Genomic DNA, 23,733 nt, shown 5'->3' on the forward strand with positions numbered 1-23,733 from the left:
TTAAATTCAACAATTTATCGGGTAATCAACGAATGCGAATTCCTTTTTTAAATCGCTTAAGGCCATTGCTCTCTTTGAATGATCCTCAATGGGGTCGTGGTTCAAAGGGCGATAAGCAAGATGGTAAGAAGCCAGAAGATGGTCCTCCAGATTTGGATCAATTGTGGCGTGATTTCAATCAATCTATCGCGCGCATGTTTGGTAAAAATGGCGGCGGTGATGGTGGTAATGGTGGTGGATCTCCTGCGGATTCTCTGTTCGCAAAAATTGGCTTTGGTGTAATTGTTGCCGTACTTGCTTTTTTCTGGATGATCAGCGGTTTTTTCATCGTTCAAGAAGGCCAAACTGGCGTGGTTACTACCTTTGGTAAATATAGCTATCAAACTAGCCCTGGTTTTAATTGGCGTTGGCCAGCACCGATACAAGCACATGAGATTGTGAATGTACAGCAGGTGCGTACGGTCGAAGTTGGCTATAGAAATAATGTCAAAAACAAACAGGCAAAAGAAGCCTTGATGTTGACTGACGACGAAAATATTATTGATATTCAATTTGCGGTTCAATACAAATTGAAAGATGCGGCGAAATGGTTGTATAGCAATCGCGATCAAGAAGAAATGATCCGCCAAGTTGCAGAAACAGCGATTCGTGAAATCGTTGGTCGTAGCAAGATGGATTTTGTTCTGTATGAAGGCCGTGAAAAAGTCGCGCTTGATGTCAATTTATTGATGCAGCAAGTCTTAGATCGTTATGACTCCGGTGCGCAGATTACGAATGTAACGATGCAGGCAGTGCAGCCGCCAGAGCAAGTGCAAGCGGCATTTGATGATGCTGTCAAAGCTGGTCAGGATAAAGAGCGTCAGAAAAATGAAGGTCAGGCATATGCGAATGATGTGATTCCGAAAGCACGTGGTGAAGCCTCTCGTATGTTGCAGGACGCTGAAGGTTATCGTTCAAAAGTCGTCGCAAACGCTGAGGGTAATGCTGCACGTTTTAAGCAGGTTTTGGTCGAATATCAAAAAGCACCAGCAGTGACACGTGATCGTATGTATTTGGAAACCATGCAGCAAATTTTCTCCAGCACCACCAAGTTGATGATGGATACAAAAAATGCCAACAATATGATTTATCTGCCTTTGGATAAGCTCAATTCTCAAGGTGAGAACGGTGCCCGTACAAGTGCGCCAGCGGTATCCAATAGCGTACCAGCCGATACCATGAGTACGGTAGAAGTCAGAGGAAATAAAGATGGTCGAATTCGCGATTCTCGCGACAGGGAGTCACGTTAATGAATAAGTTTATTTCTTCTTTAATTGCCCTAGCTATTGCTGGTGTGGTTTTGTATTCGACGATTTTCGTGGTCGATCAAAGATCACATGCGATTGTGTTTGCCTTGGGTGAAGTGAAGGCTGTGATCAGTGAGCCAGGCTTGCATTTTAAATTGCCACCGCCATTTCAAAATGTGATGTTTTTAGATAAGCGCATTTTGACGATTGAGTCCCCAGAGGCTGATCGTTTTATTACGGCTGAAAAGAAAAATATTTTGGTTGATACCTATGTGAAGTGGCATATCACAGAACCAAAATTGTATTTTGTCAGCTTTGGTGGTGAGGAAAGCCGCGCGCGCGATCGTTTATCACAAATTGTTAAAGCTGCTTTGAATGAAGAAATTACTAAGCGCTCTGTACGTGATGTGATTTCTGGTGAACGCGATAAAGTGATGCAGGCAATTCGTAAAAAAGTTACCGATGAAGCGAAGCAAATTGGCGTGGAAATCGTCGATGTCCGCTTACAGCGTGTTGATTATGTTGAACAGATCAACAATTCCGTTTATGAGCGTATGAAGGCTGAGCGTAGTCGCGTAGCAAATGAATTGCGTTCAACTGGTTTTGCTGATTCAGAAAAAATTCGTGCAGACGCTGATCGTCAACGCATCGTTATTTTGGCTGAGGCCTATAAAGAAGCGCAAACGGTGAGCGGTGCTGGTGATGCAGAAGCGGCGAAAATCTATTCGCAAGCTTTTAGTCAGAATGCGGAGTTCTACAAGTTCTACCGCAGTTTGGAAGCCTATCGTGCTAGCTTTAAGAATAAGACTGACATGATGGTGGTTGATCAAAGCTCTGAATTCTTTAAGTATTTTAAAGCACCAGGAGCAGGGGCTGCCGGAGCTGCACCGAAAAAATAATATGTGTTAAAAGTGGGTGTCGTTAGATAGACTGCATTTCATTTCGAACTGCAGTCTTTCTAGTTTTTGCCCGATCCATTAATGTTTGCAGTATTGTTACTACTGAAGATTGTTTCTTATGCCAAATTGGCTACTCCCAGAAAACATTGCCGACGTCTTGCCCTCAGAAGCGCGCAAGATAGAAGAATTGCGCCGTGTTTTACTAGATAACTTCCGTTGCTATGGCTATGAATTAGTCATGCCGCCTTTGCTTGAGTACATCGAGTCTTTATTGACTGGAGCAGGGCAGGATATGGATTTGCGTACTTTTAAATTGGTCGATCAATTATCTGGCCGCACTATGGGTGTGCGCGCCGATATGACGACGCAAGTAGCGCGGATTGATGCGCATTTGCTGAATCGTAAATCGGTTACGCGTCTGTGTTATGCCGGTAGTGTTTTGCATACGCGCCCATCAGGCTTACATGCAACACGCGAGCCTTTGCAAATCGGCGGCGAGATTTATGGACATGCAGGTCTCGAAGCTGACGCGGAAATTCAAGAGCTGATGTTAGCGTCATTGGCGTTGGCGAATATTTCAGAAGTGCGTTTGGACTTATGTCACGTTGGAGTATTGCGCGCACTGTTGAATAGCGATGCGGCCGCTAAGCGGCATGAATCACAATTATTTGCCTTGTTAGAAGCGAAAGATTTGCCTGCATTGAAAGAGCTCACAAAAGACTTTCAACCAGAAATTCGTCAAGCATTATTGGATTTGCCAAATTTATATGGCGATAAAACGATTATTCAAAAAGCCCGTGAAATTTTGCCCAAACTTGATGGGATTGCGATAGCATTGGACGAATTGGCTTATTTGGTCGATTTGGCGGGTAATGCCAAAGTGACTGTCGATTTGGCGGATTTGCGTGGTTATCACTACCACAGCGGCGTGATGTTTAATGCCTTCGTTCCGGGCTTGCCAAACGCAGTTGCGCGTGGTGGTCGCTATGATCATGTGGGTGAGGCATTTGGACGTGCGCGCCCAGCAACAGGTTTCTCTTTAGATTTGCGCGAACTCGCGCGCTTGATGCCTTCCGCAGAGCGGAAGAATGCGATTTTGGCACCGTGGAGTCAAGATCCAGCTTTGCGTCATAAGATAATTGAATTACGCCAGGCAGGCGAAGTGGTGATACAAAACCTGCCGGGTCACGAGAATGAACAGGACGAATTTGAATGCACGCGCATGGTCGAATTCGATGGTAGTCAATGGATTTTAAAAACTGTAGGTTGATGAGCGATGTCACAAAATAAACCAGCAAAAAACGTAGTTGTCATTGGTACCCAGTGGGGCGATGAAGGTAAAGGTAAAATCGTCGATTGGTTGACAGATCATGCGCAAGGCGTTGTGCGTTTTCAGGGCGGTCATAATGCCGGCCATACTTTGGTAATCGGTGGTCAAAAGACGGCTTTGCAATTAATTCCCTCTGGAATTATGCGTGCTGGCACCGCCTGCTATATTGGCAATGGCGTGGTCTTGTCGGTTCCGGATTTGTTGCGTGAAATTGATAAGTTGGAAGCGAATGGTGTTGAAGTTTGCTCACGTTTAAAAATCTCCGAAGCTTGTCCTGTAATCTTGCCTTATCACACGGCATTGGATGCAGCGCGCGAAGCGGCTCGCGGCGCAGCGAAAATTGGTACTACGGGTAAGGGCATTGGTCCTGCTTACGAAGATAAAGTCGCGCGTCGTGCGATTCGTGTCGCTGACTTATTAAATCCAGAGCGCTTTGCTGAAAAACTCAAAGAAAACCTCGAATATCACAATTATGTTCTGGTTAATTACTTGAAAGCTGAAGCGGTCGATTTCCAAAAAACCTATGACGATGCAATGCGCGATGTCGCACGTATCCGTCCTATGGTGACTGACGTTTCTAGTGCTTTACATGCAGCCTATAAAAACGGCGCAAGTTTGTTGTTCGAAGGCGCACAAGGAAGTTTGCTCGATATCGATCATGGCACTTATCCCTTCGTCACTTCAAGTAACTGTGTTGCTGGTAATGCGTCCGCGGGTTCAGGTGTTGGTCCTAGTATGTTGCATTACATTTTGGGTATCACTAAAGCTTATACGACACGTGTAGGTTCAGGTCCGTTCCCATCTGAACTGCCAACCGACCAAGGTGTCGGTAAGCATCTGGCGAGTGTGGGCCATGAATTTGGCACGGTCACTGGTCGTGCGCGTCGTTGCGGTTGGTTTGATGCAGCTTTGTTGAAGCGTTCCGTGCAAATCAATGGCGTGTCTGGCATGTGCTTGACTAAGCTAGACGTGTTGGATGGTTTGGAATCTCTTAAGTTGTGTACTGGCTATACGATTGATGGTAAAGCCGTCGATATTTTCCCAGTTGGTGCCGAAGAGGCAGCACGTTGTGTTGCTGTGTACGAAGAAATGCCAGGTTGGTCTGAATCCACAGTCGGAGCGCAGACGATGGAAGCTTTGCCAGTCAATGCACGTAATTACATTAAGCGTATCGAAGAATTAGTGGGCGTCCCGATTGATATGGTTTCCACTGGCCCTGATCGTGAAGAAACGATCGTGTTACGTCACCCATTTCTGTAATTAAATCTGTAGCCGATTGTATAACTGACTTTGAGAAATTGTTGATCTTGAATACTGAACAAAAAGATTTGTGGGTTTCCTGGGATGAGTATCATCGCTCGATTGAACTCTTAGCATTAAAAATCCACGAATCTGGTCTACAGTTTGACCATATTTTGTGCTTGGCGCGCGGGGGGCTTCGCATAGGCGATGTTTTCTCGCGTCTGTTTAAACTGCCATTAAGCATACTTTCTGTTAGTTCCTATCGTGGATCATCTGGTCAAGACCAAGGGCAAATACAGATCGGCGGAAGCGTTGCTAGTGTTGAGAAAACTTTGCGTGGACGCGTGTTGTTGGTTGATGATTTGGTTGATTCCGGCATTACCTTTAGAGAAGTTCAGCCTTGGTTGCGTAAGCATTATCCAGAGATCAGTGACATTACCAGTGCCGTGATTTGGGTTAAATCCGTTTCGGTGGTGGTGCCAGATATCTATCTTGAGTATTTGGAGGGCGCGCCGTGGATACATCAGCCGTTCGAGATTTATGACACTTTGCGTTTAGAAGAGATTGGAAATGCTGATTTGAGCAGAAATTAAATAATCGTTGAGTGCAGATGGATGGAGGCGGTCAGTCAATGGATTGAATCGCTTTTTTCCTCGATGGCTTGCTGGTTTGATCGTGTTGTGATTGTGCTGATTAAATTTAAAGTAGAACTTTAATTTTTTTACATAAAAAAAGCCGCTGACGAATCAACGGCTTTCTTAATTAATGCTGTGGTGCCCACGGAGGGACTCGAACCCCCACACCCGAAGGCACATGGACCTGAACCATGCGCGTCTACCAATTCCGCCACGTGGGCAACGAAGACCGAGATTATAAAGTAATGCCCTGCAAAGTCAATGGATTTAATTCCTTCCTCAGCGCGTTTGTCTTTCATCCGAACATTCGTAAAATTCACGCATTAAAAAATCACCGCGATAGAGCGATTCAAGTGCGCAAAAGCTAGGTATTTTTAAATTAACCCGATAAACTGTGTTGACAGTTGAGGCTGTCTTTACCAAGTAATGTGCTTTACTTTCATTAAAAAGAGATACCACCGTTTTGAACAAACATCTTTATCCCATCCCCAGCCGCGAAGATATTCTCGGCGTCTTGCGCGCTTCAAAAACAAGTTTGAAGGCAGCATCGATTGCAAAAAAATTAGGCGTGAAACCTGAGGAGATCGACGGCATGGCAAAAAGGCTGAAAGCAATGGAGCGCGAAGGTCAGATCGCGCAGGATAAGTTAGGCAATATTTCTGCATTGGCACAAGATAATTTAATCGTCGGGCGCGTCAGTAGTCATCGTGATGGTTACGGTTTCTTGACCCCGGATGACGGCAGTCCAGATTTGTTCTTATCTGAACGTGAGATGGGACGTATTTTAAATGGCGATCGGGTTAGTGCACGTGTCGTTGGCACTGATCGAAAAGGCCGTTTAGAAGGTAGTGTGTCGGAAATTCTTGAACGTGCGAATACCCATATCATTGGTCGCCTGATTCAAGAAAATGGTATTTGGCTCATTGCACCAGAAGACAATCGAATCAATCAAGACATCTTACTCGCAGGCTCTCCAGGAAAGGCAAAAGCCGGGCAGGTGGTGAGTGTTGAATTGGTAGAGCAGCCGACCAAATATTCACAAGCGATTGGTAAAGTCGTTGAAATTCTTGGCGAGATTGATGATCCAGGAATTGAGATAGAAATCGCTGTGCGTAAGTTCGGCGTGCCACATGAGTTTTCCGATGCGGCGCAAAAGGCTGCTAGCAAGCTACCATTTGATGTTGGTCCTAAAGACTTAGAGGATAGGGTCGATCTGCGTGATATCGCATTGGTGACGATTGATGGTGAAGATGCACGTGATTTTGATGATGCTGTGTATTGCGAGCCATGCAAAATTGGTCGTGAGAAGGGCTATCGTTTGTTGGTGGCAATCGCTGATGTTAGTCATTATGTGAAACCGAATGACGCGATTGATGAAGATGCCTTATTGCGCAGTACTTCAGTCTATTTCCCGCGTCGCGTGATCCCGATGTTGCCGGAAAAACTGTCGAATGGTTTGTGTTCTTTGAATCCGAACGTCGATCGATTGACGCTGGTTTGCGATATGGTGATTTCACTTGATGGTGAGGTAACTGCCTATCAGTTTTATCCTGCGGTGATTCATTCCACCGCACGGTTTACTTACACCGAAGTCGCGGCGATTTTAGGTAATACCAAAGGCCCAGAAGCACATAAGCGTCTGCCTTTGGTGCCACACTTATTGCATTTGTATGAAGTGTTCCAGGTTTTACTGAAAGCGCGTCATCGCCGTGGTGCAATTGATTTTGAAACGACCGAAACTTATATCGTCGCCAATGCTGCGGGCAAAATCGAAAAAATTCTACCGCGCACTCGAAATGATGCCCATCGTTTGATCGAAGAATGTATGTTGGCTGCAAACGTTTGTGCAGCAAGCTTGTTGCAGGAATTTGAACATCTCGGCGTGTATCGTATTCATGCTGGACCAACCAAAGAAAAACTCACGCAGGTACGTAATTTCTTGCGCCAAGTTGGATTAAATTTGATGGGCGGCGACAAGCCTTCTGCCTCAGATTATGCGCAATTGATGGATAAGATTAAGAGTCGGCCAGACTCGCAATTGCTACAAACCATGCTGCTGCGTTCTATGCAGCAAGCTGTGTATAGCCCGGATAATATTGGCCACTTTGGTTTGTCTTATGATGCTTATGCGCATTTCACAAGTCCGATCCGTCGCTATCCTGATTTGCTCACGCACCGTGCCATTAAGGCGATTTTGCAAGGTAAAAAGTACGAGCCAAAAGGTATCGATACCAGCATTCTGAATACTACTATTTCGAATGCCGCCCGCAAACAAATGGCCGCAGATCGTGCAGCCGGTAAAGAGCGTCAACAAAAAGAGCAAACTATTTGGGATATGTTGGGAACCCATTGCTCTGCCAACGAGCGACGTGCCGATGAAGCCTCGCGCGATGTTGAAGCTTGGCTCAAGTGTTATTACATGAAGAGTAAATTGGGTGAAGAGTTTACCGGCACGATTTCTGGTGTTACGCAATTTGGTCTGTTTGTGCAATTAGATGAAATGTTCGTTGAGGGCTTAGTGCATATCACTGAGCTTGGCGCAGATTATTTTCAATTCGACGAAGCACGCCATGAGCTGCGCGGCGAGCGCAGTGGTAAGCGTTATCAGTTGACTGATAAAGTCAAAGTGGTGGTGAGTCGTGTTGATATCGATGCGCGGAAAATCGATTTATCATTGGCAAGCAGCGCGGTTCCCCATCGGTTTCCAAAGACACGCGAGTTGGATGAGGTCGCTGAAACGCGCCAAGTTAAACGCAGCGCTGCGAGTAAGACGGTAAAATCTGTACCTGGCAAAGCGGCAAAAGAAACGAGCGTCTACGCTGAGGCAACAGTGAATAAAACCAAACGCAAGAAAGTTGGCGTTGCACCAAGTCGTAGTGAACGTAAAGTAAAGACGACTCAAAGTAGTCGTAAAAAGCGTTGATCGTTTTTTAGGGAAATATCAACTCAATACGTGCGTCGAAAAAACGAAATAAATTAAGTGCTTTTAAAGCACAAGTAAAGAATTTAGGACTTACGAAGAAGCATTGAAGAATACGGCTGAAGTTTGGGCGGTCTTCGCTTTCGCGAATCCAAGAATTAAACCTGTTAGAGAAATACACAATGAAAAGTAAAATGATTTTTGGCTTTCACGCCGTCACGTCCCGTATTCGTCATGAAGCTTCGTCGGTAGAAGAAATTTATGTCGACAATGATCGCTCTGATCGTCGTATGCAAGAGTTAATCCACGCCGCAAAATCTGCTGGTATTCGGATTATTCAAGCAGATGATCAGCGTCTGTCAAACATCGTGGGCACGCGACGTCATCAAGGTGTGGTGGCAAAAGCAGGGGAGTTATCATTAGCACGCAATCTGGACGAATTGCTCGATGCAATTGAAGGTCCACCATTGCTGTTGATTTTGGATGGTATTACCGACCCTCATAATCTTGGCGCTTGTTTGCGTGTCGCTGATGGTGTTGGTGCACATGCAGTGATTGCACCAAAAGATCGTGCAGTCGGATTAAATGCCACAGCCGAAAAAGTTGCCAGTGGTGCGGCCGAAACCGTGCCATACATCACAGTCACTAATTTGGCGCGTACGATTCGTGATTTGAAAGAACGTGATATCTGGATTATTGGTACATCGGATGATGTAGAAAAAACGATATACGACGTGGATTTTAAGGGTGGTATCGCGATCGTGATGGGAAATGAGGGCGAAGGTATGCGCCGTTTGACGCGCGAGAACTGCGACATGTTAGTGCAAATTCCTATGATGGGCTCAGTCGAGAGCTTAAATGTCTCAGTCGCTTCTGGCGTGTGTTTATATGAGGCACGCCGCCAGCGTATTGCAGCTCAGTAAGTCAATTATTTCTCTGGGCGCTGTCCATATTTCATTTGTAGAGATGCAGAAATTAAACAGCGTTCAGCGACAATTCTAAAAAAACATTACACTCGTGTTTGGTTTTTTATCCAACGTGCAGCTCTGCACAATTTCTATATATTCATTTCATTACCATGTTTAAGCAATTACGCGAAGATATCGCTAGCATCATTCAACGTGACCCCGCTGCTCGTAATACCTGGGAGGTGATTACCTGCTATCCGGGCTTACAAGCGATTGTGATGCATACGTGGGCGCAGTGGTGCTGGACGCATGGCATGAAATGGTTGGGACGCTTTATCGCCCATCTCGCACGTATTTTCACAGGCATCGAAATTCATCCTGGCGCCACAATTGGAAAACGCGTTTTTATTGATCATGGCTTTGGTGTTGTGATTGGTGAGACTGCGGTCGTTGGTGATGATTGTACGATTTACCAAGGTGTGACTTTAGGGGGAACATCTCTCACAAAAGGTGCGAAACGCCACCCAACTTTAGAGCAGGGGGTGATTGTCGGCGCCGGAGCCAAAGTACTTGGTGGATTTTCGGTGGGGGCGGGCGCAAAAATTGGTTCTAATTCGGTAGTGATTAAGCCAGTTCCGGCTGGCGCAACCGCGGTGGGTAATCCTGCACATATCGTGAAATCAGTGAAAGAAAAAGATGCAGAAGGCGATATCTTGAGTTTTAGTGCCTATGGATTAAGTGCGAATGGAGATGATCCAATTTCCAAAGCATTTCGTCAGTTAACCGAACATGTCTGTTCGCAGCAAGAACAAATTGAAAAGCTGCGTGCGGCGATTCAAGTTGCAGGTATCGTTTGTGAAAAATCGTTGAATGAAAAACGTATCGATGCTGAGGAAATTTCTCAGTTGGTTGATTAATTAACTAATATCCATATCATTGACTATCACATCAGGGCGATATTCGAACGTTTGATTTCGACACGCGGTACAATATCGCCTATTTGATTTTTCGTTGTTAATGCCGTGAAACTCCCTCTTATTCCCTCTCGTCGTATTTCTATTGCCCCCATGATGGATTGGTCAGATCGACATTGTCGTTTATTCCATCGTCATATTTCTCGCCATACTTGGTTATATACAGAAATGGTTACTACTGGCGCCATTTTGCATGGTGATGTCGGTAGGCACTTGGACTTTAATCAAGAGGAACATCCCGTTGCATTGCAATTAGGTGGAAGTGAACCCGCTGATTTGGCTATTGCCGCAAAACGCGGTCAAGAGTGGGGTTACGACGAAATTAATCTTAACTGTGGCTGCCCGTCCGAACGTGTGCAGAAAGGCGCATTCGGTGCTTGTTTAATGGCTGAGCCAGCTTTGGTTGCCGATTGTGTAAAAGCAATGCGTGATGTCGTTGATATCGACGTCACGGTAAAGCATAGGATAGGAATTAATGACGTCGATTCATATGGATTTGTGCGTGATTTTGTTGGTGAGATCGCGGATGCTGGTTGCCGCACATTTGTCGTGCATGCACGGAATGCAATCTTAAAAGGCCTTTCACCAAAAGAGAATCGCGAAGTTCCTCCGCTTAAATATGCTTATGCTTATCAGCTAAAGAAAGATTTTCCGACCTTAGAAATCATTATTAATGGTGGAATCAAAACGCTTGAAGAAATTGATCAACATCTCTTGCATGTCGATGGCGTGATGTTGGGAAGAGAGGCTTATCATAATCCTTACATCTTAAGTAGTTTTGATTCTCGCTATTACGGTGATCAGAATCCATCAAAAACGCGTGAAGAGGTTGTGCTGGCAATGCTGCCTTATATTTCTCAGCAGCTCGAAAAATATGGTGATAGTGGTAAAGGCTTAAAGTTAAATAGTGTCACTCGACATATGCTAGGTTTAACCTTTGGTTTGATTGGCGCACGCGCTTTCCGTCAAACCTTGTCAGATACAAAAAAACTTGCGATTGGTAATCCGTCATTATTGCTAGAGGCTCTACTCAAAGTTAAAGATGCTAATCATGGTGCCTCAATCTAAGTTTTTTGTAAAGAATCAGTAGTTTTCTGATCTTAGTTTAAATCACGCTTGGCAAGCAGTGTCCAATGTTGCTGCGCTTTCTTGGGCTAAAACAATTTTTCTCAGGTCAATTCAGCGTATTGATTGCGTTTTTATTAGCGCCCAATGTAGATTTCACCAATTCTTTGAATTGTTGAGGTCAACGTGGCGAAGAAATTCCCCATCCATCCTAAAAATCCTGAACGCTTATGCTGGGGATGTGATTTGTATTGTGCCGCATCGTCGATGGCATGTGGTAACGGCGCAGATCGGACGGCGCATCCTGCGGAACTATTTGGTGATGACTGGATGGAATGGGAAATTCAACAGAAGGAGCCAGGTGGCCTTCCTGATGCTAGTTGATTCATTGATGTTTTTTCGAATGTATGGATCATCATAGTTTGCCGCAGAGATTCTTGTATCGATATTCTTGAATTCGTAATAATTTGTAATAAATTAAATTAATAAGTAAGTAAAACCCTATAGTTACGCTGTTTGTTGAGTTTGTTGTAATCCTATTGTTGATAGGATGTTGGCCCGCTAGTATTTAGCGGGCTTTTTTTATGTACAAGGGAAATGTAAAGTTTGTCACTTGATTCTTGAAAACATTTGCTTGAATTGGCAAATCCTCGTATAATGCGAGGCTCACTTGCAGTGCACTTGTGCACGAAACATGTGATTCAGTGGTGGTCGTAGCTCAGTTGGTAGAGTCCAGGATTGTGATTCCTGTTGTCGTGGGTTCGAGCCCCATCGTCCACCCCACCGAATTAAACAAAAAGCCCACTTTTTAGTGGGCTTTTTGTTTGGTTTTTTTGTGTTTCTTGTCATGTGCTAGTCATAAAAAAATTCTAAAATTATTCTTATCTGCTGTACATACAACCGATATGTATGATGGCAGACAGGTGGGTGCTGCCCGGTTTTTTCCGGGTAGTTCACCGACCGTTTCCTCTGTCGGTTCGAAAAACCACTCTCTTCACACCTTTGCATAAATTAGTGCGAGTCAATTGCTGATCTGATGTTGAATTGATGAGATGGCTTGCGATGATCATCTCGTCGAGATATAGTGAATTTTTCTTTTGTGGAAAAGTTGACTATGCGCAAACATTCTTTATTTTTGTTCTTCTGCACTTTGGTGATTACCTCGTCTCAATCGCAGGCATCGAGTAAAACTGTACAGAGTTTGGTCGGTAAGATTGTTAATGCTCAAGCCCAGTTTGTTGAAGAAAAGAAGGCACTGGACTTACTGCGCCAACATCGATATGTCTTCGTAGGCGAAAAACACGATAACCCTGAGCATCATCAATTAGAGCGTCGATTTATTCAAGAGCGTTTTTCTAATGTTGATCAAAGCGTTCAAGGGAAAGTCGTATTTGAAATGCTTGATACTAGTCACGAATTTGCAATTAGTAAATTGCAGACCGTAGATAGCTTAGATCAAATGAAAAAGATTCTGAACTGGCCCGAAAAAGGAAGTTGGGATTGGGCGGTTTATGCTCCCACTTTTCAAGAAGCCTTGAAGCGATCGGCACTCGCTGCAGGAAATATCGACAGAGCGTTTATTGGTGCGGTATATAAACATGGCGAGAAGAATTTTGTCGATGTTGATAGATTTTCTTCCGCAGTTAATCCCCCAGATTTTTTAAAAAATTATTTGCTGGATCAAATATTTACTTCACATTGCGGTATGCAAAGTCGGGAAACTTTAACGCCTATGTTACACATACAATTGGCAAAAGACGCCAGCATGGCGACGGCAATGTTGCGAACAAGTGCAGCGATGTTGATTGCTGGGGGAGAGCATGTGCGGGGTGATACTGGCGCGCCTTGGCATTTATTGAAGAGAAACCCGCAGGCAGATATTTTTATTATTCAATTGCTCGAAGTTCAGGAAAATAATTTGGATTTACATAGCTATATCAAAAAGGCTGGTAAAGCGGATCTTTATTGGTTTACTGGGGCAATTGCCAGCAAAGATTATTGTGCTGGTGTTAAAGGGAAAGCCGCACAGTAAGTGTCATGCGAAAAAATGGCGCTCAACTTGAGCGCCATTTTTTACATATCGAACTAATTACTCGTTTGCGAGAATTTATTTCACGCGACGTTCAAAAGTCATTTGTTCAATTTCAACACGACGGTTTGGTTCTAAACATTTGATCAAATCTGTGCGCTTTTTGTTTGTGCAAGTAACCACAGGATTTGCTTCGCCTTTACCTACGGCATTCAAGCGATCTGCTGTTACGCCCGCACTCACCAAATAGTCACGTACTGCACTGGCACGTTTTTCAGAGAGTTTTTGATTGTATTTATCTGATCCCAAACGATCGGTGAAGCCGCTGATGACAACATTCGATACGCTTGGTGATGCTTTTAATGCTGTGGCGATTTCATCTAATTTTGGCTGAGAACTTGCTAAAACTGCGCTGTCAAAAGCAAATAGCTCGGTTGACGATAAAGTATATTTTTCAAATTTTGGTGCTGGTGGTGGCGGTGCCACCGGCGCTGGAGTTGGTTCAGCCACTGGTGCTGGTGCAGGAGTTGGCACAACAACCGGTGCTGGCTTTGCTACTTTATCGAAGAAGTAATTTAAGCCAATTGATGCATAGGTGGTATAGGCGCGATTGAAGTTATAGTCGTTACCGCTAACGTAAGCCATGTTGCGACGAACATCTGCTTGCAGTGTTAATTGCTCTGTGAGCGCAGCTTGCAAGCCAATACCTGCGCCAACAAAAGGAGAGCTCTTGGATTTTGTTTTTAGCGCGTTTGAAAGCTTATCGTGCTGTCCACCGACGCTAAACAATAAGAATGGACGCACTGCTTCACGAGATTGCAAATAGAGCGCGTCAACGCTTAATAAATTTTGTTTGTAAGTGGTGCCAGATTGCTTGGTTCGTGCGGCAATGCCACCAAGTTGAATATCCCAACTTTGATTCAGCATTTTGCCAAATCGTAAGCCTAGACCTTGACCATCCTTAGTCAAGCCAAAACCATTGTCGGTATTTGTATAGTTTAAGCTCGGTGCAATGTACCATGATGGATTGACTTCGGAATTTTGTGCGAGCACAGATGCGCTGCAAGTGCTGCCAATGAGTGCAATCGCTAAAGCAATTTTTTTCATGTTACTTCCTTATTGTGAGTTGATAAATGTAAATGATTTAAATGATTGAAGTTAGAATTGTATATTGATCGGGACCGAATGATCGTCAAACATTGTTACAGCTTAGATAATGACTTTCAGGTAATTACATGTTTTTTTATGCAAAATTTGTTATGCTGCGCTACGAATTTTTACTGCAAAGTCATCAATGAATCAAAGTCTGCCACTTGCATGGGGTTGGGTCACGAGTCCTCTGGAGTTGAGCTCATTTATCTTATCGATCATTACAGTTGCGCTCAATATTAAGCAGATACACTGGGCCTGGCTGTTTTCGATTTTGTCATCGGCCTTGTATTGCCTGGTGTTTTTTGATGCCAAGTTGTATGGCGACAGTGGCTTGCAGATTGTGTTTATTTTGGTTTCTATTTGGGGTTGGACTCAGTGGGTGTGGCGAGGAGAAAATCAGCAAACCATTTCAGTGACACGATTACGTGCGCCAGAGCGAATCATTGCTGTGTTAGCTTGGTGCGGGATTTTTGTTTTGCTTTATTTTTTCTTGAAATTATTCACCGATACCGATGTGCCGATGGCCGATGGTTTTTTGACCGCGGGCAGTTTGCTGGGACAATTGCTTTTGTCTCGTAAGAAATTGGAAAATTGGTATGTCTGGATTCTCGTTGACGTTTTATACGTTGGTTTGTATTTGTATAAAGGCTTGATGCTCACGGCTTTGTTATATGCAATTTTTGTTGTAATGGCGATAGCTGGTGCCCGCGCATGGAGTGCTTTATGTCGGAAGTAACGCGCACGACGGCGGTGAATCGAATTGCTATTCTTGGCGCAGAATCATCAGGGAAATCACAATTGGCTGAAGCCTTGGCGACGCATTATAAAACCGTCTGGGTGCCAGAATATTTACGCGAATTTGTTGCGTTGAATAAGCGAGTTCCGCTTGAAGATGATCAATTGCAGATTGCATTAACCCAATTAAATAATGAAGAGAGCTTATTGCCACAAGCTAAACAATGGTTATTTTGTGATACAACGCCATTGATGACGGCCTTGTATAGTCAGTTCTATTTTAAGCAGGTTGATCCAGAGTTGCAGCGGATAGCATTGCAACATGACTATGCGTTAACGCTGGTTACCGCACCTGATTTTCCTTGGATTGCAGATGGATTGCAAAGAGAATCGCCAGCTGTACGTCAGATTATTCACGATGAATTGGTCAATCGTTTAGATACACTGGGGATTCCATTTGTATTGCTTGAAGGCGCTTTACATGAGCGCTTACTACAGGTGCAATTTACCTTGGAATTTTTGAGTTAAAGTAATCTGAATTGATAACTAAAACTCCCCGATTCGCGATAGAAGCAAATCGGGGAGCTAGTAGTTTTCTTGCCGACCAATGAATGAATCGATGTTGAATTTTCTCGATTAACTATTTTCGAGTAAGCTCTTCAACTGTTCGAGACGGGAAGGGTGGCGCAATTTTTTCATCGCCTTTGCTTCAATTTGACGAATGCGTTCACGCGTCACATCGAATTGATTGCCGACTTCTTCTAAAGTATGATCGCTAGCCATTTCTAAACCAAAACGCATACGCAATACTTTTGCCTCACGTGGACTTAACGCATCTAAAATTTCTTTGAGCTTGCCTTGTACCGATGCCTGCATCGCTGCTTGCATTGGTGATAGTGTGATGTTGTCTTCAATGAAGTCGCCCAATTGAGAATCGCCATCGTCACCAATCGGTACGTCGAGAGATACTGGTTCTTTCGCAATCTTTAAGATCTCGCGTACTTTAATTTCTGGTAAGTCCATTTTTTCAGCGATTAACGCTGGGTCAGGTTCCGTACCATTTTGTTGCAAACATTGACGCTTAATTCGGTTTAGCTTATTGATGGTTTCAATCATATGAACCGGTACACGAATCGTTCTAGCCTGATCTGCAATGGCTCGTGAAATCGCCTGACGTATCCACCAAGTTGCATAGGTTGAGAATTTATATCCGCGACGATATTCAAATTTATCAACCGCTTTGAGCAAGCCAATATTGCCTTCCTGGATTAAGTCCAGAAATTGCATGCCACGATTAATGTATTTTTTCGCGATAGAAATAACCAAGCGCAAGTTTGCCTCGGTCATTGCAGCTTTGGCGTCGCGTGTACGTTTTTCGGCCGAGATCATTTTTTTATGAATCGCACGTAAATCACCTAGTGGCAATTTCGCGGTTTGTTCGAGTACGATCAGACGGCCTTGCAATTCGCGAGCTGCGTGAATATGACGTTTTAACACCGCGCCATAAGCTTCGCGGGATTCCATCTCTTGCTCTAACCAATCACGATTAGTGGCGTTTTTGATGAAATGATTGATGAAGTACGCACGCGGCATGCCGCAGCGATCAACCAATAATTCCAACATGCGCTTTTCGGTCTGACGTAATTCAGTCATTTGTTTGCGCAAAATATCGCACCACTTTTCAGTTGTTTTTACACTGAAACGAATGCTTTCCATTTCTTTCGCGACGTTTTCTTGCGCGCTTTGATAGGCAGGTGATTGATATGCATTCTTCTCGATTTGTGCAAACATATCATCGAAGCTAGTTTTAATCGCCGCAAATTTTTCTAAGGCCGTTGCTTTCATCTGCGCTAATTGCTCAGCGCTGAGCGTGTTGCTGGTTTCTGCCGCGCCGCCTTCGTCGTCGTCATCCTCTTCTTCGTCATCATCTGCATTCGCTAAGATGACTGGCGCTGGAATATCCAAACTATCAGGGACGTGGAAACCATCGATGATGTCATCAATAATGACATCATCAGATTTTACTTTTTCTGCGGTGACTAAAACTTCTTGAATGACAGATGGGCACGCAGAAATTGCTTGCAACATGTCTTTCAAACCAGATTCAATACGTTTCGCAATGTCAATTTCACCGCTGCGCGTAAGAAGTTCCGCGCTACCCATTTCGCGCATATACATGCGAACAGGATCTGTGGTGCGACCAAAATCTGAATCAACTGTCGATAAGGCGACTGCCGCGGTTGCTTCCGCATCGTCATCGCTAACAGAGCTAGCGACATTGTCGGACAATAGTAGCATCGTGGCATCAGGTGCTTGATCATAAACCGCAATACCAACATCATTTAATGTACTAATGATGCTTTGAATCATTTCTGGATCATCGACATTTTCTGGCAGATGATCGTTAATTTCAGCATGTGTGAGATAACTGCGATCCTTACCAAGTTGAATTAACTTGGTTAAGCGTTGGCGATATTCTTCTAATTGCTCTTTGCTGGCATTATTCGTACTGGCTTTACCAGAACGCACACGCGCAGCACGTTTTAATTCTGCTGACTCAAGCGCATTAAACGCATGAATTTCTTCGTTGTAAACTTGCGGAGACGATGGTTTGCGTCCACGACGAGCCGCTTCTTTTACCGTTGGGAAGGCGTAAGCCGATGTATCAACTTCTGCACTTGTGACCGATGTTACATTGCCGATAATCGGTGCCTTTGCAACACGGGCTTTTGTCACCGCTTTTTCAGATGCAGCTTGCGTTGTTCTGTTTGTTGTCTCGATTGCTGTTGCAGTTTCAGGCGCGCTCGGTGCGACGTCCCCAGTGCTAGGAATCTGTTCAGGAGCAGCATCGGTGAGTTTTGCAATGATTTTCTTTTTCTTTACTTTGATCACGGGTGCCGGACCTGTTGGCATCGAAGTCGCTGGCAAATTGTCATACGCATGTTCATTGCTAAGGTCTGCTTGAGTTTCCTCGTTCACTACCAGAATACTGCTTACATCAATTTCAGTATTGGATTCGACGATGCTGACATTTGTGCTCTCTAAACTAGGCACTTCCATGTCGATGGCAGTTGCTTCTGTTGCAGCCACATTTGTACTATCAGTGTTACCGACGATCGCCAAGCGTGAACGACGCTTGGTGACGACTGTGACGGACTGAACTTGTGTTTTAATAATTTCACCGGAGTCTAATTCAGGTGAATCTGCCAACATGGGCAATGCAAAAGTGCGAGTCTCCGATTGAATCGTTGGCGTCTTACTTTTTGAAATGGAGAGCGGTTTGCCTAATTTGAGTGTCTTGGAAGCTGGAGCGACAGTCGTAGTGCTAATGTGCGATTCGGATGGTGTTAAGCTGTTTTTCATGTAACAAATCAAGTGCGACAACAAAATGCCAATCAAATTTGGATGGCAACAACAAAAGCAAAAGTGCGAAAATGAACAAATACAGTGTTTTGATCGAACCAGGGTCTTTCGAAAAATCCAAAAGCCTATTAGTGAGTCACTGAATCAATTAAATAAAAAACCCGCGATTGCGGGCAGGTAAATTAAATTGATTTTTTTTGCGTATTTTTATGCGAGGTCGGGATTATCCACGGCTTACCTATTCTTGACAAGCATTACCCGCATTTTGTTTGAAGAGTTTCACTTAATTTGACATAGTTTTATCTGATGCCTTGGAAAAAACGCAATGAACTTTTTGTTGTGTTGCGAAAGATTAAATATTAAGTACCTGATTTTGACTAGCATGTTGGTTTGGGCGTACTTCGTGTTCTTTCATGAACCATATTTCTTTCAGTTTGGTGATTCCAGATGAAATCGTAGAGGAAACGCATGAGCCTTGTTACAATACCTGTTTATTTGTGTATTCGTCGTTTTTTAAGTGCAAAAACCGAGTTCGCAATTCACCACTTTCTTTTTTAGATCATGATTGATATTCAACTACTCCGTAAAGACATCGACGCTGTGGCAGTGCGTTTGGCAACGCGTAAATTTGTGTTAGACGTTTCAACCTTTAATACTTTAGAAAATGAGCGCAAACAAATTCAGATGCGCACTGAAGAATTGCAAGGAAAGCGGAATTCTTTATCCAAACAAGTTGGCATGTTAAAAGGCAAGGGCGAAGATGCTTCTTCAGTCATGGCTGAAGTGGCAGCAATTGCCGATGAGCTGAAATCTTCTGAGGTACGCTTAGGTGAAGTGCAAGCTGCACTCAGTGATTTTATGTTGACGATTCCAAATTTGCCGGACGAGTCAGTTCCTGTCGGTAATGATGAAACCGGTAATGTTGTGGTTCGCAGTTTTGGTACGCCGCCAAGTTTTTCCTTTGAGGTTAAAGATCATGTGGATGTCGGTGCAAAGTTGGGATTGGAATTTGACGTTGCCGTGAAATTAACGGGTTCGCGTTTTGCGGTGTTGAAAGGCGGAATCGCGCGTTTGCATCGTGCCCTTGCGCAGTTCATGCTTGATACGCAAACTATGGAAAATGCCTACACAGAACACTACACGCCGTATATGGTGAATGCAGATTCTATGCGTGGCACAGGGCAATTGCCGAAGTTTGAAGAAGATTTATTTGCGGTCAAAAAAGGCGGACAAGACGGCGAGGGCGAGTCATTGTATTTAATCCCTACTGCGGAGGTGACCTTAACGAATACCGTTCGTGATGAGATCCTTCCTTTAGAGAGTTTGCCGATTAAGATGACGGCACACACACCTTGCTTCCGTTCCGAAGCGGGTAGTTATGGTCGTGATACGCGTGGCATGATTCGTCAGCATCAGTTTGATAAAGTCGAGTTGGTGCAAGTGGCGCACCCAGAGAAATCATTTGAAGCCTTGGAGGAGATGGTAGGGCATGCGGAAATGATTCTGCAGAAACTTGGCTTGCCATATCGTGTGATGAGTTTATGCACCGGTGATATGGGCTTTGGTGCAACCAAGACGTATGATTTGGAAGTTTGGTTGCCAGCCCAAAATACCTATCGTGAGATTTCTTCGATTTCTAATATGGGCGCTTTCCAAGCGCGTCGTATGCAAGCACGATTCCGTAACGCGCAAGGTAAAACGGAGTTTGTGCATACCTTGAATGGCTCTGCATTAGCGGTTGGGCGGACGCTGGTTGCTGTATTGGAAAACTATCAACAAGAAGATGGCAGTGTGCTTGTTCCAGAAGCGCTACGCCCTTACATGGGTGGCATTGAGCAGTTGCTGCCGAAAGCATAATAGTTGAACAAAGGTCTCTGTCCGACAATATTCAAGGGCGCTGAGACTTTGCTAAAACTAATCACCGCCTGAAAGTAAAAAACCCATCATCATGATGGGTTTTTTATTGAGCGTATCGAAGGTGTTTTTGATCTGCTAGATTGGCAAGGCAACTTCGTTATTGGTGCTAAATTGATAGTCACGGAACACATGTTCTGCCGTCAATAATTCATAACTGCCATCAGCCAATTGACGTGTCGTATCCTTCAGTCGAGAAGTTGTTTGACCACAAGTCCAGCATTTAAAGTTTCGCATATGAGTACATAGGCAGGTTTTATCCATGACTTTAAAATCTTTATTGTCAGGATTGGCTTCCAACTCGCGATTGTAGGCGTCGATGTATGAGCAGCCACCATTGCCGTCCAATAAGTAACCGTAAGCTTCACAGCCAGGACGAATATTGGAACCAATTGCTGGCGTATTGCTCAGCATACGCATAGGATAACCGGTAGGAGAAATCGTATTGACGATAATTTGTTCTTCTTGGGCTTTGAAATATTCCTGTTTGACATCGTCAGGTAATCCACATTCTTTGGTCACCGTGAAGCGAGTAGCAACTTGCACACCACCAGCACCAGCTTCTAAAAAAGAGACCGCATCACTACCAGTAAAAATGCCGCCTGCCGCGATCACTGGGATGCCCAAGTTTTCGTCTTTTAGATATTGCAAAACTTCAGCGACGATGGTGTGTAAATCATATTTCGCCCAATCTAAACCAAAACCTAAATGACCGCCCGCTAAGGGGCCTTCAACAATCACGTAGTCAGGTAAGCGATTGAGTTTGGCATTTTTTCGCAAAAATAACTGTAGAGCACGAACTGAGGAAACGATAATTCCCAATTTGGCATCGCGGAAACGAGGATGATCTTCCATCAAGCCAAATGAGCCTAAGTGCAGGCCAGCGCTTAATGTAATTCCATCGATTCCAGCATCTAGTGCAGATGCCAGTCGTACTCGCAAAGTATCGCGCGGGCCATTCATGGTGAGTTTTTCCATGCAGTTGACGAAGATCATGCCGTCACCTTGTTTGGCTTCCATCGTGCGACCTACGTGCAATTTGGTCGCTTCAGCGAGCAAATCTAAATCGAACTTGATATCCGTTTTGTCGGAATTATTGATGTTGTATTTGTATAATTTTGTTTTGTCTTTGATGAAACTGGTATCAAAGCGACGATCAGAGACATCGTGAACCAGCGCATCGGAGATATGGCCGATGCCATTTAAACGTGCTGCAACTAAAGCTAATTCTGCGGTCGAAATGTCCACGCCCATGCCGCCAATCATAATTGGGACAAGTTCATGTTTGCCTAAGCGCAGGCGAAAATCATCTACACGTTTCATTATTTTCCTTGGACAACTCTGGTATTTAAATTATGTCGCGGTGCTTTTATTGTTTGTGGCTTACTATTTTTCGCACTGTCAGTATGTAATGTAGCTTTGTGCAGCCTTATGTAATCTCGTTAATCTCATGAGTTATTTGAATCTTTTTGCAGATTCTTAACTAGAGTTCGATTTCTAATTATGCTTTCTATTATTCTCAATCGGCGCTGCAAAATTTCTACAGGCGCAATTCTACCCTAGGCGCTCTTTTTTTGGCTTGTCATGATGGAAAAACCCATGATTATTAGGGTTTTCTAGGCTTTTCTTTAACGCAAATCAGTTTTGCTGCTTTATTTTTGCTCAATTCGAGAGGGCGACGCTCTGTTACAATGCATACTTCAGTGAAACTCGTCTTTCACTTATTTATTATTTTAAAATTATTTTCTATGCAAATTTCTCAAGACTCCGTAGTTACGTTGAACTACACCATGTTCGATGCGCAAGGCAATATTATCGATAAAAATCATGACCCTATCGTGTATTTGCATGGTGGCTACGACAATATTTTACCTGCAGTGGAAGCTGCTTTAGAGGGGCAGTCTATTGGTCAAACAGTGACTGTTACAATGGAAGCAGACGAGGCTTTTGGTGAGATAGATCCAAGCTTGGTGCATGAGGAAGATGTCGGCTTATTTCCACCTGATCTCGAAGTGGGGATGATGTTTGAAACTCGCGATCCAGAAACAGGTGAAGCAGCGCAATTTCGCGTGACTGGCATCGATGCCGGTCTTGTCACTGTCGATGGTAATCATCCTTTGGCTGGTATGAAATTGCGATTTGATGCAGAAATTTTATCGGTTCGTGCTGCAACGGAAGAAGAAATTGCGCATGGTCATGTTCATGGCGAACACGGACATCATCACGACGAGTAATCCTATCAAGAGTGTGATCAGCGCGCGTTTGAAAAACGCTTTACCGTGCTTTATCGATACTCTTGTATTTTATAGTGGGCATAAGCACTTTCTTTTTTTAAGGGGAGTGCGTTTTGTCACTCAAATGACTTTCATTGTGAGTAAATAAGACATGAAAGACTATTACTTTATTCTCGGTGTTGCGACTAATGCGTCGTTGGCCGATATCAAAAAAGCCTATCGGGTAAAAGCAGCTGAGTTCCATCCTGATCGCAACAGTTCGGAATTGGCACCAATCAAATTTCATGCGGTAAAAGAGGCGTATGACGTGCTATCGGATGATGCGGCACGTGCGTCTTATGATGAAAATCGCCGACGTAATTTGTTGGAGTCGCCGCTAGAGACCGCGACTGAAATCTGGAAGAACTATTTGTCAGGAGTATTGCAGTGAAATTCTCACGCTATTTTCAAGAATTAATGTTGGCCTATAAGGCTGAGTTAGACGATTTACGTTCTGATTCAGAAGGTAAAGATGTGATGCGTCATCGCCTCAAGGAAAAACGCGAGCAATTGGCGTTTCTTTTGCCGATGATGGCAAGCAATCCAGAAATGCTGGCACCAGCGTTCCATGACGCTTTTTTATTCATGAATCCATTAAGTTTTGAGGGATTAGCCTCCAAAGAAGCGAATAAATTGCCAAGCTGGAAAAGCTTGTCGAGTGCTGTCAAGTTGGAACCATGGGCAGAAAAAATGGCGCAGATGGTATTGGCAGAAGATGCTGGTGACGTCTTTTTGGTGACCACCGCTTGCCTCGAATATTTAAGTCGTAGTCATCACACACGTGCGACGACAAGTAATGAGCACGATGATGACGCTGACGAGCAAGATACCGAAGATGCTGAGCTCCATGAAAATGGCGATCTGGATGGTAATTATGGTCGTCATGGTCGAGATGACGGCGATGACGGTGACGATGTCGATCTTGAAGAGGCTGGTGCCGACTGGCTTGCAGAGCAAGGCTTTGATCGCAAAGATTAAATTGCAGCGAAATAGCTTGGTGTTTGTTTG

The 23,733-nt window shown here is 44.2% G+C and carries 20 protein-coding genes and 2 tRNA genes; 18 read left to right on the forward strand and 4 right to left on the reverse strand.

Features of this window, described 5'->3' with window-relative positions:
* Positions 1-32 precede the first annotated feature (32 nt).
* The 5 genes from hflK (at position 33) to H8K33_RS02225 (ending at position 5,350) form a co-directional block, all read left to right on the forward strand.
* Positions 33-1,289, forward strand: a complete 1,257-nt coding sequence (hflK, locus tag H8K33_RS02205) for an FtsH protease activity modulator HflK (protein ID WP_186889333.1) — start codon at positions 33-35, stop codon at positions 1,287-1,289.
* Positions 1,289-2,185: a protease modulator HflC gene (gene hflC / locus H8K33_RS02210; RefSeq protein WP_186889334.1), complete on the forward strand. Its 897-nt coding sequence runs from the start codon at positions 1,289-1,291 to the stop codon at positions 2,183-2,185. The genes hflK and hflC overlap by 1 nt, the downstream gene beginning before the upstream one ends.
* 118 nt (positions 2,186-2,303) lie before the next feature.
* A complete protein-coding gene (locus H8K33_RS02215) occupies positions 2,304-3,455 on the forward strand; it encodes an ATP phosphoribosyltransferase regulatory subunit (protein ID WP_186889335.1) in 1,152 nt (383 codons plus the stop codon).
* 6 nt (positions 3,456-3,461) lie between these two features.
* Positions 3,462-4,775, forward strand: a complete 1,314-nt coding sequence (locus H8K33_RS02220; RefSeq protein WP_186889336.1) for an adenylosuccinate synthase — start codon at positions 3,462-3,464, stop codon at positions 4,773-4,775.
* Between the two features lie 47 nt (positions 4,776-4,822).
* On the forward strand, positions 4,823-5,350 hold the full coding sequence (locus tag H8K33_RS02225; RefSeq protein ID WP_246443231.1) for a phosphoribosyltransferase: 528 nt from the start codon (positions 4,823-4,825) through the stop codon (positions 5,348-5,350).
* Between the two features lie 178 nt (positions 5,351-5,528).
* Here H8K33_RS02225 and H8K33_RS02230 read toward each other — a convergent pair.
* Positions 5,529-5,613 (reverse strand) — tRNA-Leu (locus tag H8K33_RS02230).
* 242 nt (positions 5,614-5,855) lie between these two features.
* Between H8K33_RS02230 and rnr the strand changes: the two genes are divergently transcribed.
* The 7 genes from rnr (at position 5,856) to H8K33_RS02265 (ending at position 13,291) form a co-directional block, all read left to right on the forward strand.
* Entirely contained in the window at positions 5,856-8,315 is a 2,460-nt protein-coding gene (gene rnr, locus H8K33_RS02235; protein ID WP_186889337.1) for a ribonuclease R, read from the forward strand.
* A gap of 179 nt (positions 8,316-8,494) precedes the next feature.
* Positions 8,495-9,235, forward strand: coding sequence for a 23S rRNA (guanosine(2251)-2'-O)-methyltransferase RlmB (gene rlmB, locus H8K33_RS02240; protein ID WP_186889338.1), 741 nt, complete (start codon positions 8,495-8,497; stop codon positions 9,233-9,235).
* Between the two features lie 155 nt (positions 9,236-9,390).
* The gene (gene cysE / locus H8K33_RS02245; RefSeq protein WP_186889339.1) at positions 9,391-10,137 is read left to right on the forward strand and encodes a serine O-acetyltransferase; all 747 of its coding nucleotides are present in this window, start codon (positions 9,391-9,393) and stop codon (positions 10,135-10,137) included.
* A gap of 105 nt (positions 10,138-10,242) precedes the next feature.
* Complete coding sequence (gene dusA, locus H8K33_RS02250; RefSeq protein ID WP_343043772.1) at positions 10,243-11,262, forward strand: tRNA dihydrouridine(20/20a) synthase DusA; 1,020 nt, start codon at positions 10,243-10,245, stop codon at positions 11,260-11,262.
* 183 nt (positions 11,263-11,445) lie between these two features.
* On the forward strand, positions 11,446-11,643 hold the full coding sequence (locus H8K33_RS02255; protein ID WP_186889340.1) for a DUF3079 domain-containing protein: 198 nt from the start codon (positions 11,446-11,448) through the stop codon (positions 11,641-11,643).
* 323 nt (positions 11,644-11,966) lie between these two features.
* Positions 11,967-12,042 (forward strand) — tRNA-His (locus H8K33_RS02260).
* Between the two features lie 331 nt (positions 12,043-12,373).
* Positions 12,374-13,291: a ChaN family lipoprotein gene (locus H8K33_RS02265; protein ID WP_186889341.1), complete on the forward strand. Its 918-nt coding sequence runs from the start codon at positions 12,374-12,376 to the stop codon at positions 13,289-13,291.
* A gap of 75 nt (positions 13,292-13,366) precedes the next feature.
* Here the strand turns inward: H8K33_RS02265 and H8K33_RS02270 are convergent, their stop codons facing one another.
* On the reverse strand, positions 13,367-14,395 hold the full coding sequence (locus H8K33_RS02270) for an OmpA family protein (protein WP_186889342.1): 1,029 nt from the start codon (positions 14,393-14,395) through the stop codon (positions 13,367-13,369).
* 187 nt (positions 14,396-14,582) lie between these two features.
* Here H8K33_RS02270 and pnuC point away from each other — a divergent pair, with 187 nt between their 5' ends.
* Positions 14,583-15,176 carry a nicotinamide riboside transporter PnuC gene (pnuC, locus tag H8K33_RS02275; protein ID WP_186889343.1) on the forward strand — a complete coding sequence of 198 codons (594 nt, stop codon included), beginning with the start codon at positions 14,583-14,585 and terminating at the stop codon, positions 15,174-15,176.
* Positions 15,164-15,703: an AAA family ATPase gene (locus tag H8K33_RS02280; RefSeq protein ID WP_186889344.1), complete on the forward strand. Its 540-nt coding sequence runs from the start codon at positions 15,164-15,166 to the stop codon at positions 15,701-15,703. Before pnuC ends, H8K33_RS02280 begins: the two co-directional genes overlap by 13 nt.
* 108 nt (positions 15,704-15,811) lie before the next feature.
* Here the strand turns inward: H8K33_RS02280 and rpoD are convergent, their stop codons facing one another.
* Entirely contained in the window at positions 15,812-18,007 is a 2,196-nt protein-coding gene (gene rpoD, locus H8K33_RS02285; RefSeq protein WP_425507814.1) for an RNA polymerase sigma factor RpoD, read from the reverse strand.
* 1,092 nt (positions 18,008-19,099) lie between these two features.
* Between rpoD and serS the strand changes: the two genes are divergently transcribed.
* Positions 19,100-20,395 carry a serine--tRNA ligase gene (gene serS, locus H8K33_RS02290; RefSeq protein WP_186889345.1) on the forward strand — a complete coding sequence of 432 codons (1,296 nt, stop codon included), beginning with the start codon at positions 19,100-19,102 and terminating at the stop codon, positions 20,393-20,395.
* A 135-nt stretch (positions 20,396-20,530) separates the two neighbouring features.
* Here serS and H8K33_RS02295 read toward each other — a convergent pair whose 3' ends face one another.
* Positions 20,531-21,775: a nitronate monooxygenase gene (locus tag H8K33_RS02295; protein ID WP_186889346.1), complete on the reverse strand. Its 1,245-nt coding sequence runs from the start codon at positions 21,773-21,775 to the stop codon at positions 20,531-20,533.
* A gap of 425 nt (positions 21,776-22,200) precedes the next feature.
* On the opposite strand from H8K33_RS02295, the gene H8K33_RS02300 reads away from it, so the two are divergent.
* The 3 genes from H8K33_RS02300 to H8K33_RS02310 all read left to right on the forward strand — a co-directional run bounded on the left by H8K33_RS02300 (position 22,201) and on the right by H8K33_RS02310 (position 23,703).
* Positions 22,201-22,686, forward strand: a complete 486-nt coding sequence (locus H8K33_RS02300) for an FKBP-type peptidyl-prolyl cis-trans isomerase (RefSeq protein WP_186889347.1) — start codon at positions 22,201-22,203, stop codon at positions 22,684-22,686.
* Between the two features lie 151 nt (positions 22,687-22,837).
* A complete protein-coding gene (locus H8K33_RS02305; protein WP_186889348.1) occupies positions 22,838-23,116 on the forward strand; it encodes a DnaJ domain-containing protein in 279 nt (92 codons plus the stop codon).
* On the forward strand, positions 23,113-23,703 hold the full coding sequence (locus tag H8K33_RS02310; protein WP_186889349.1) for an SIR2 family protein: 591 nt from the start codon (positions 23,113-23,115) through the stop codon (positions 23,701-23,703). Before H8K33_RS02305 ends, H8K33_RS02310 begins: the two co-directional genes overlap by 4 nt.
* Positions 23,704-23,733: the final 30 nt, after the last annotated feature.

The organism is Affinundibacterium amnicola (genome assembly GCF_014284275.1).
GTDB lineage: Bacteria > Pseudomonadota > Gammaproteobacteria > Burkholderiales > Burkholderiaceae_D > Undibacterium > Undibacterium amnicola.

Excerpts from the sequence above, each read along its gene's own strand:
- H8K33_RS02270 (WP_186889342.1), bottom strand. The coding sequence starts at position 14,395 with ATGAAAAAAATTGCTTTAGCGATTGCACTCATTGGCAGCACTTGCAGC.
- H8K33_RS02220 (WP_186889336.1), top strand. The coding sequence starts at position 3,462 with ATGTCACAAAATAAACCAGCAAAAAACGTAGTTGTCATTGGTACCCAG.
- H8K33_RS02265 (WP_186889341.1), top strand. The coding sequence starts at position 12,374 with ATGCGCAAACATTCTTTATTTTTGTTCTTCTGCACTTTGGTGATTACC.
- rlmB (WP_186889338.1), top strand. The coding sequence starts at position 8,495 with ATGAAAAGTAAAATGATTTTTGGCTTTCACGCCGTCACGTCCCGTATT.
- H8K33_RS02280 (WP_186889344.1), top strand. The coding sequence starts at position 15,164 with ATGTCGGAAGTAACGCGCACGACGGCGGTGAATCGAATTGCTATTCTT.
- hflK (WP_186889333.1), top strand. The coding sequence starts at position 33 with ATGCGAATTCCTTTTTTAAATCGCTTAAGGCCATTGCTCTCTTTGAAT.
- serS (WP_186889345.1), top strand. The coding sequence starts at position 19,100 with ATGATTGATATTCAACTACTCCGTAAAGACATCGACGCTGTGGCAGTG.
- H8K33_RS02215 (WP_186889335.1), top strand. The coding sequence starts at position 2,304 with ATGCCAAATTGGCTACTCCCAGAAAACATTGCCGACGTCTTGCCCTCA.
- cysE (WP_186889339.1), top strand. The coding sequence starts at position 9,391 with ATGTTTAAGCAATTACGCGAAGATATCGCTAGCATCATTCAACGTGAC.
- H8K33_RS02305 (WP_186889348.1), top strand. The coding sequence starts at position 22,838 with ATGAAAGACTATTACTTTATTCTCGGTGTTGCGACTAATGCGTCGTTG.
- pnuC (WP_186889343.1), top strand. The coding sequence starts at position 14,583 with ATGAATCAAAGTCTGCCACTTGCATGGGGTTGGGTCACGAGTCCTCTG.
- H8K33_RS02300 (WP_186889347.1), top strand. The coding sequence starts at position 22,201 with ATGCAAATTTCTCAAGACTCCGTAGTTACGTTGAACTACACCATGTTC.
- H8K33_RS02295 (WP_186889346.1), bottom strand. The coding sequence starts at position 21,775 with ATGAAACGTGTAGATGATTTTCGCCTGCGCTTAGGCAAACATGAACTT.
- hflC (WP_186889334.1), top strand. The coding sequence starts at position 1,289 with ATGAATAAGTTTATTTCTTCTTTAATTGCCCTAGCTATTGCTGGTGTG.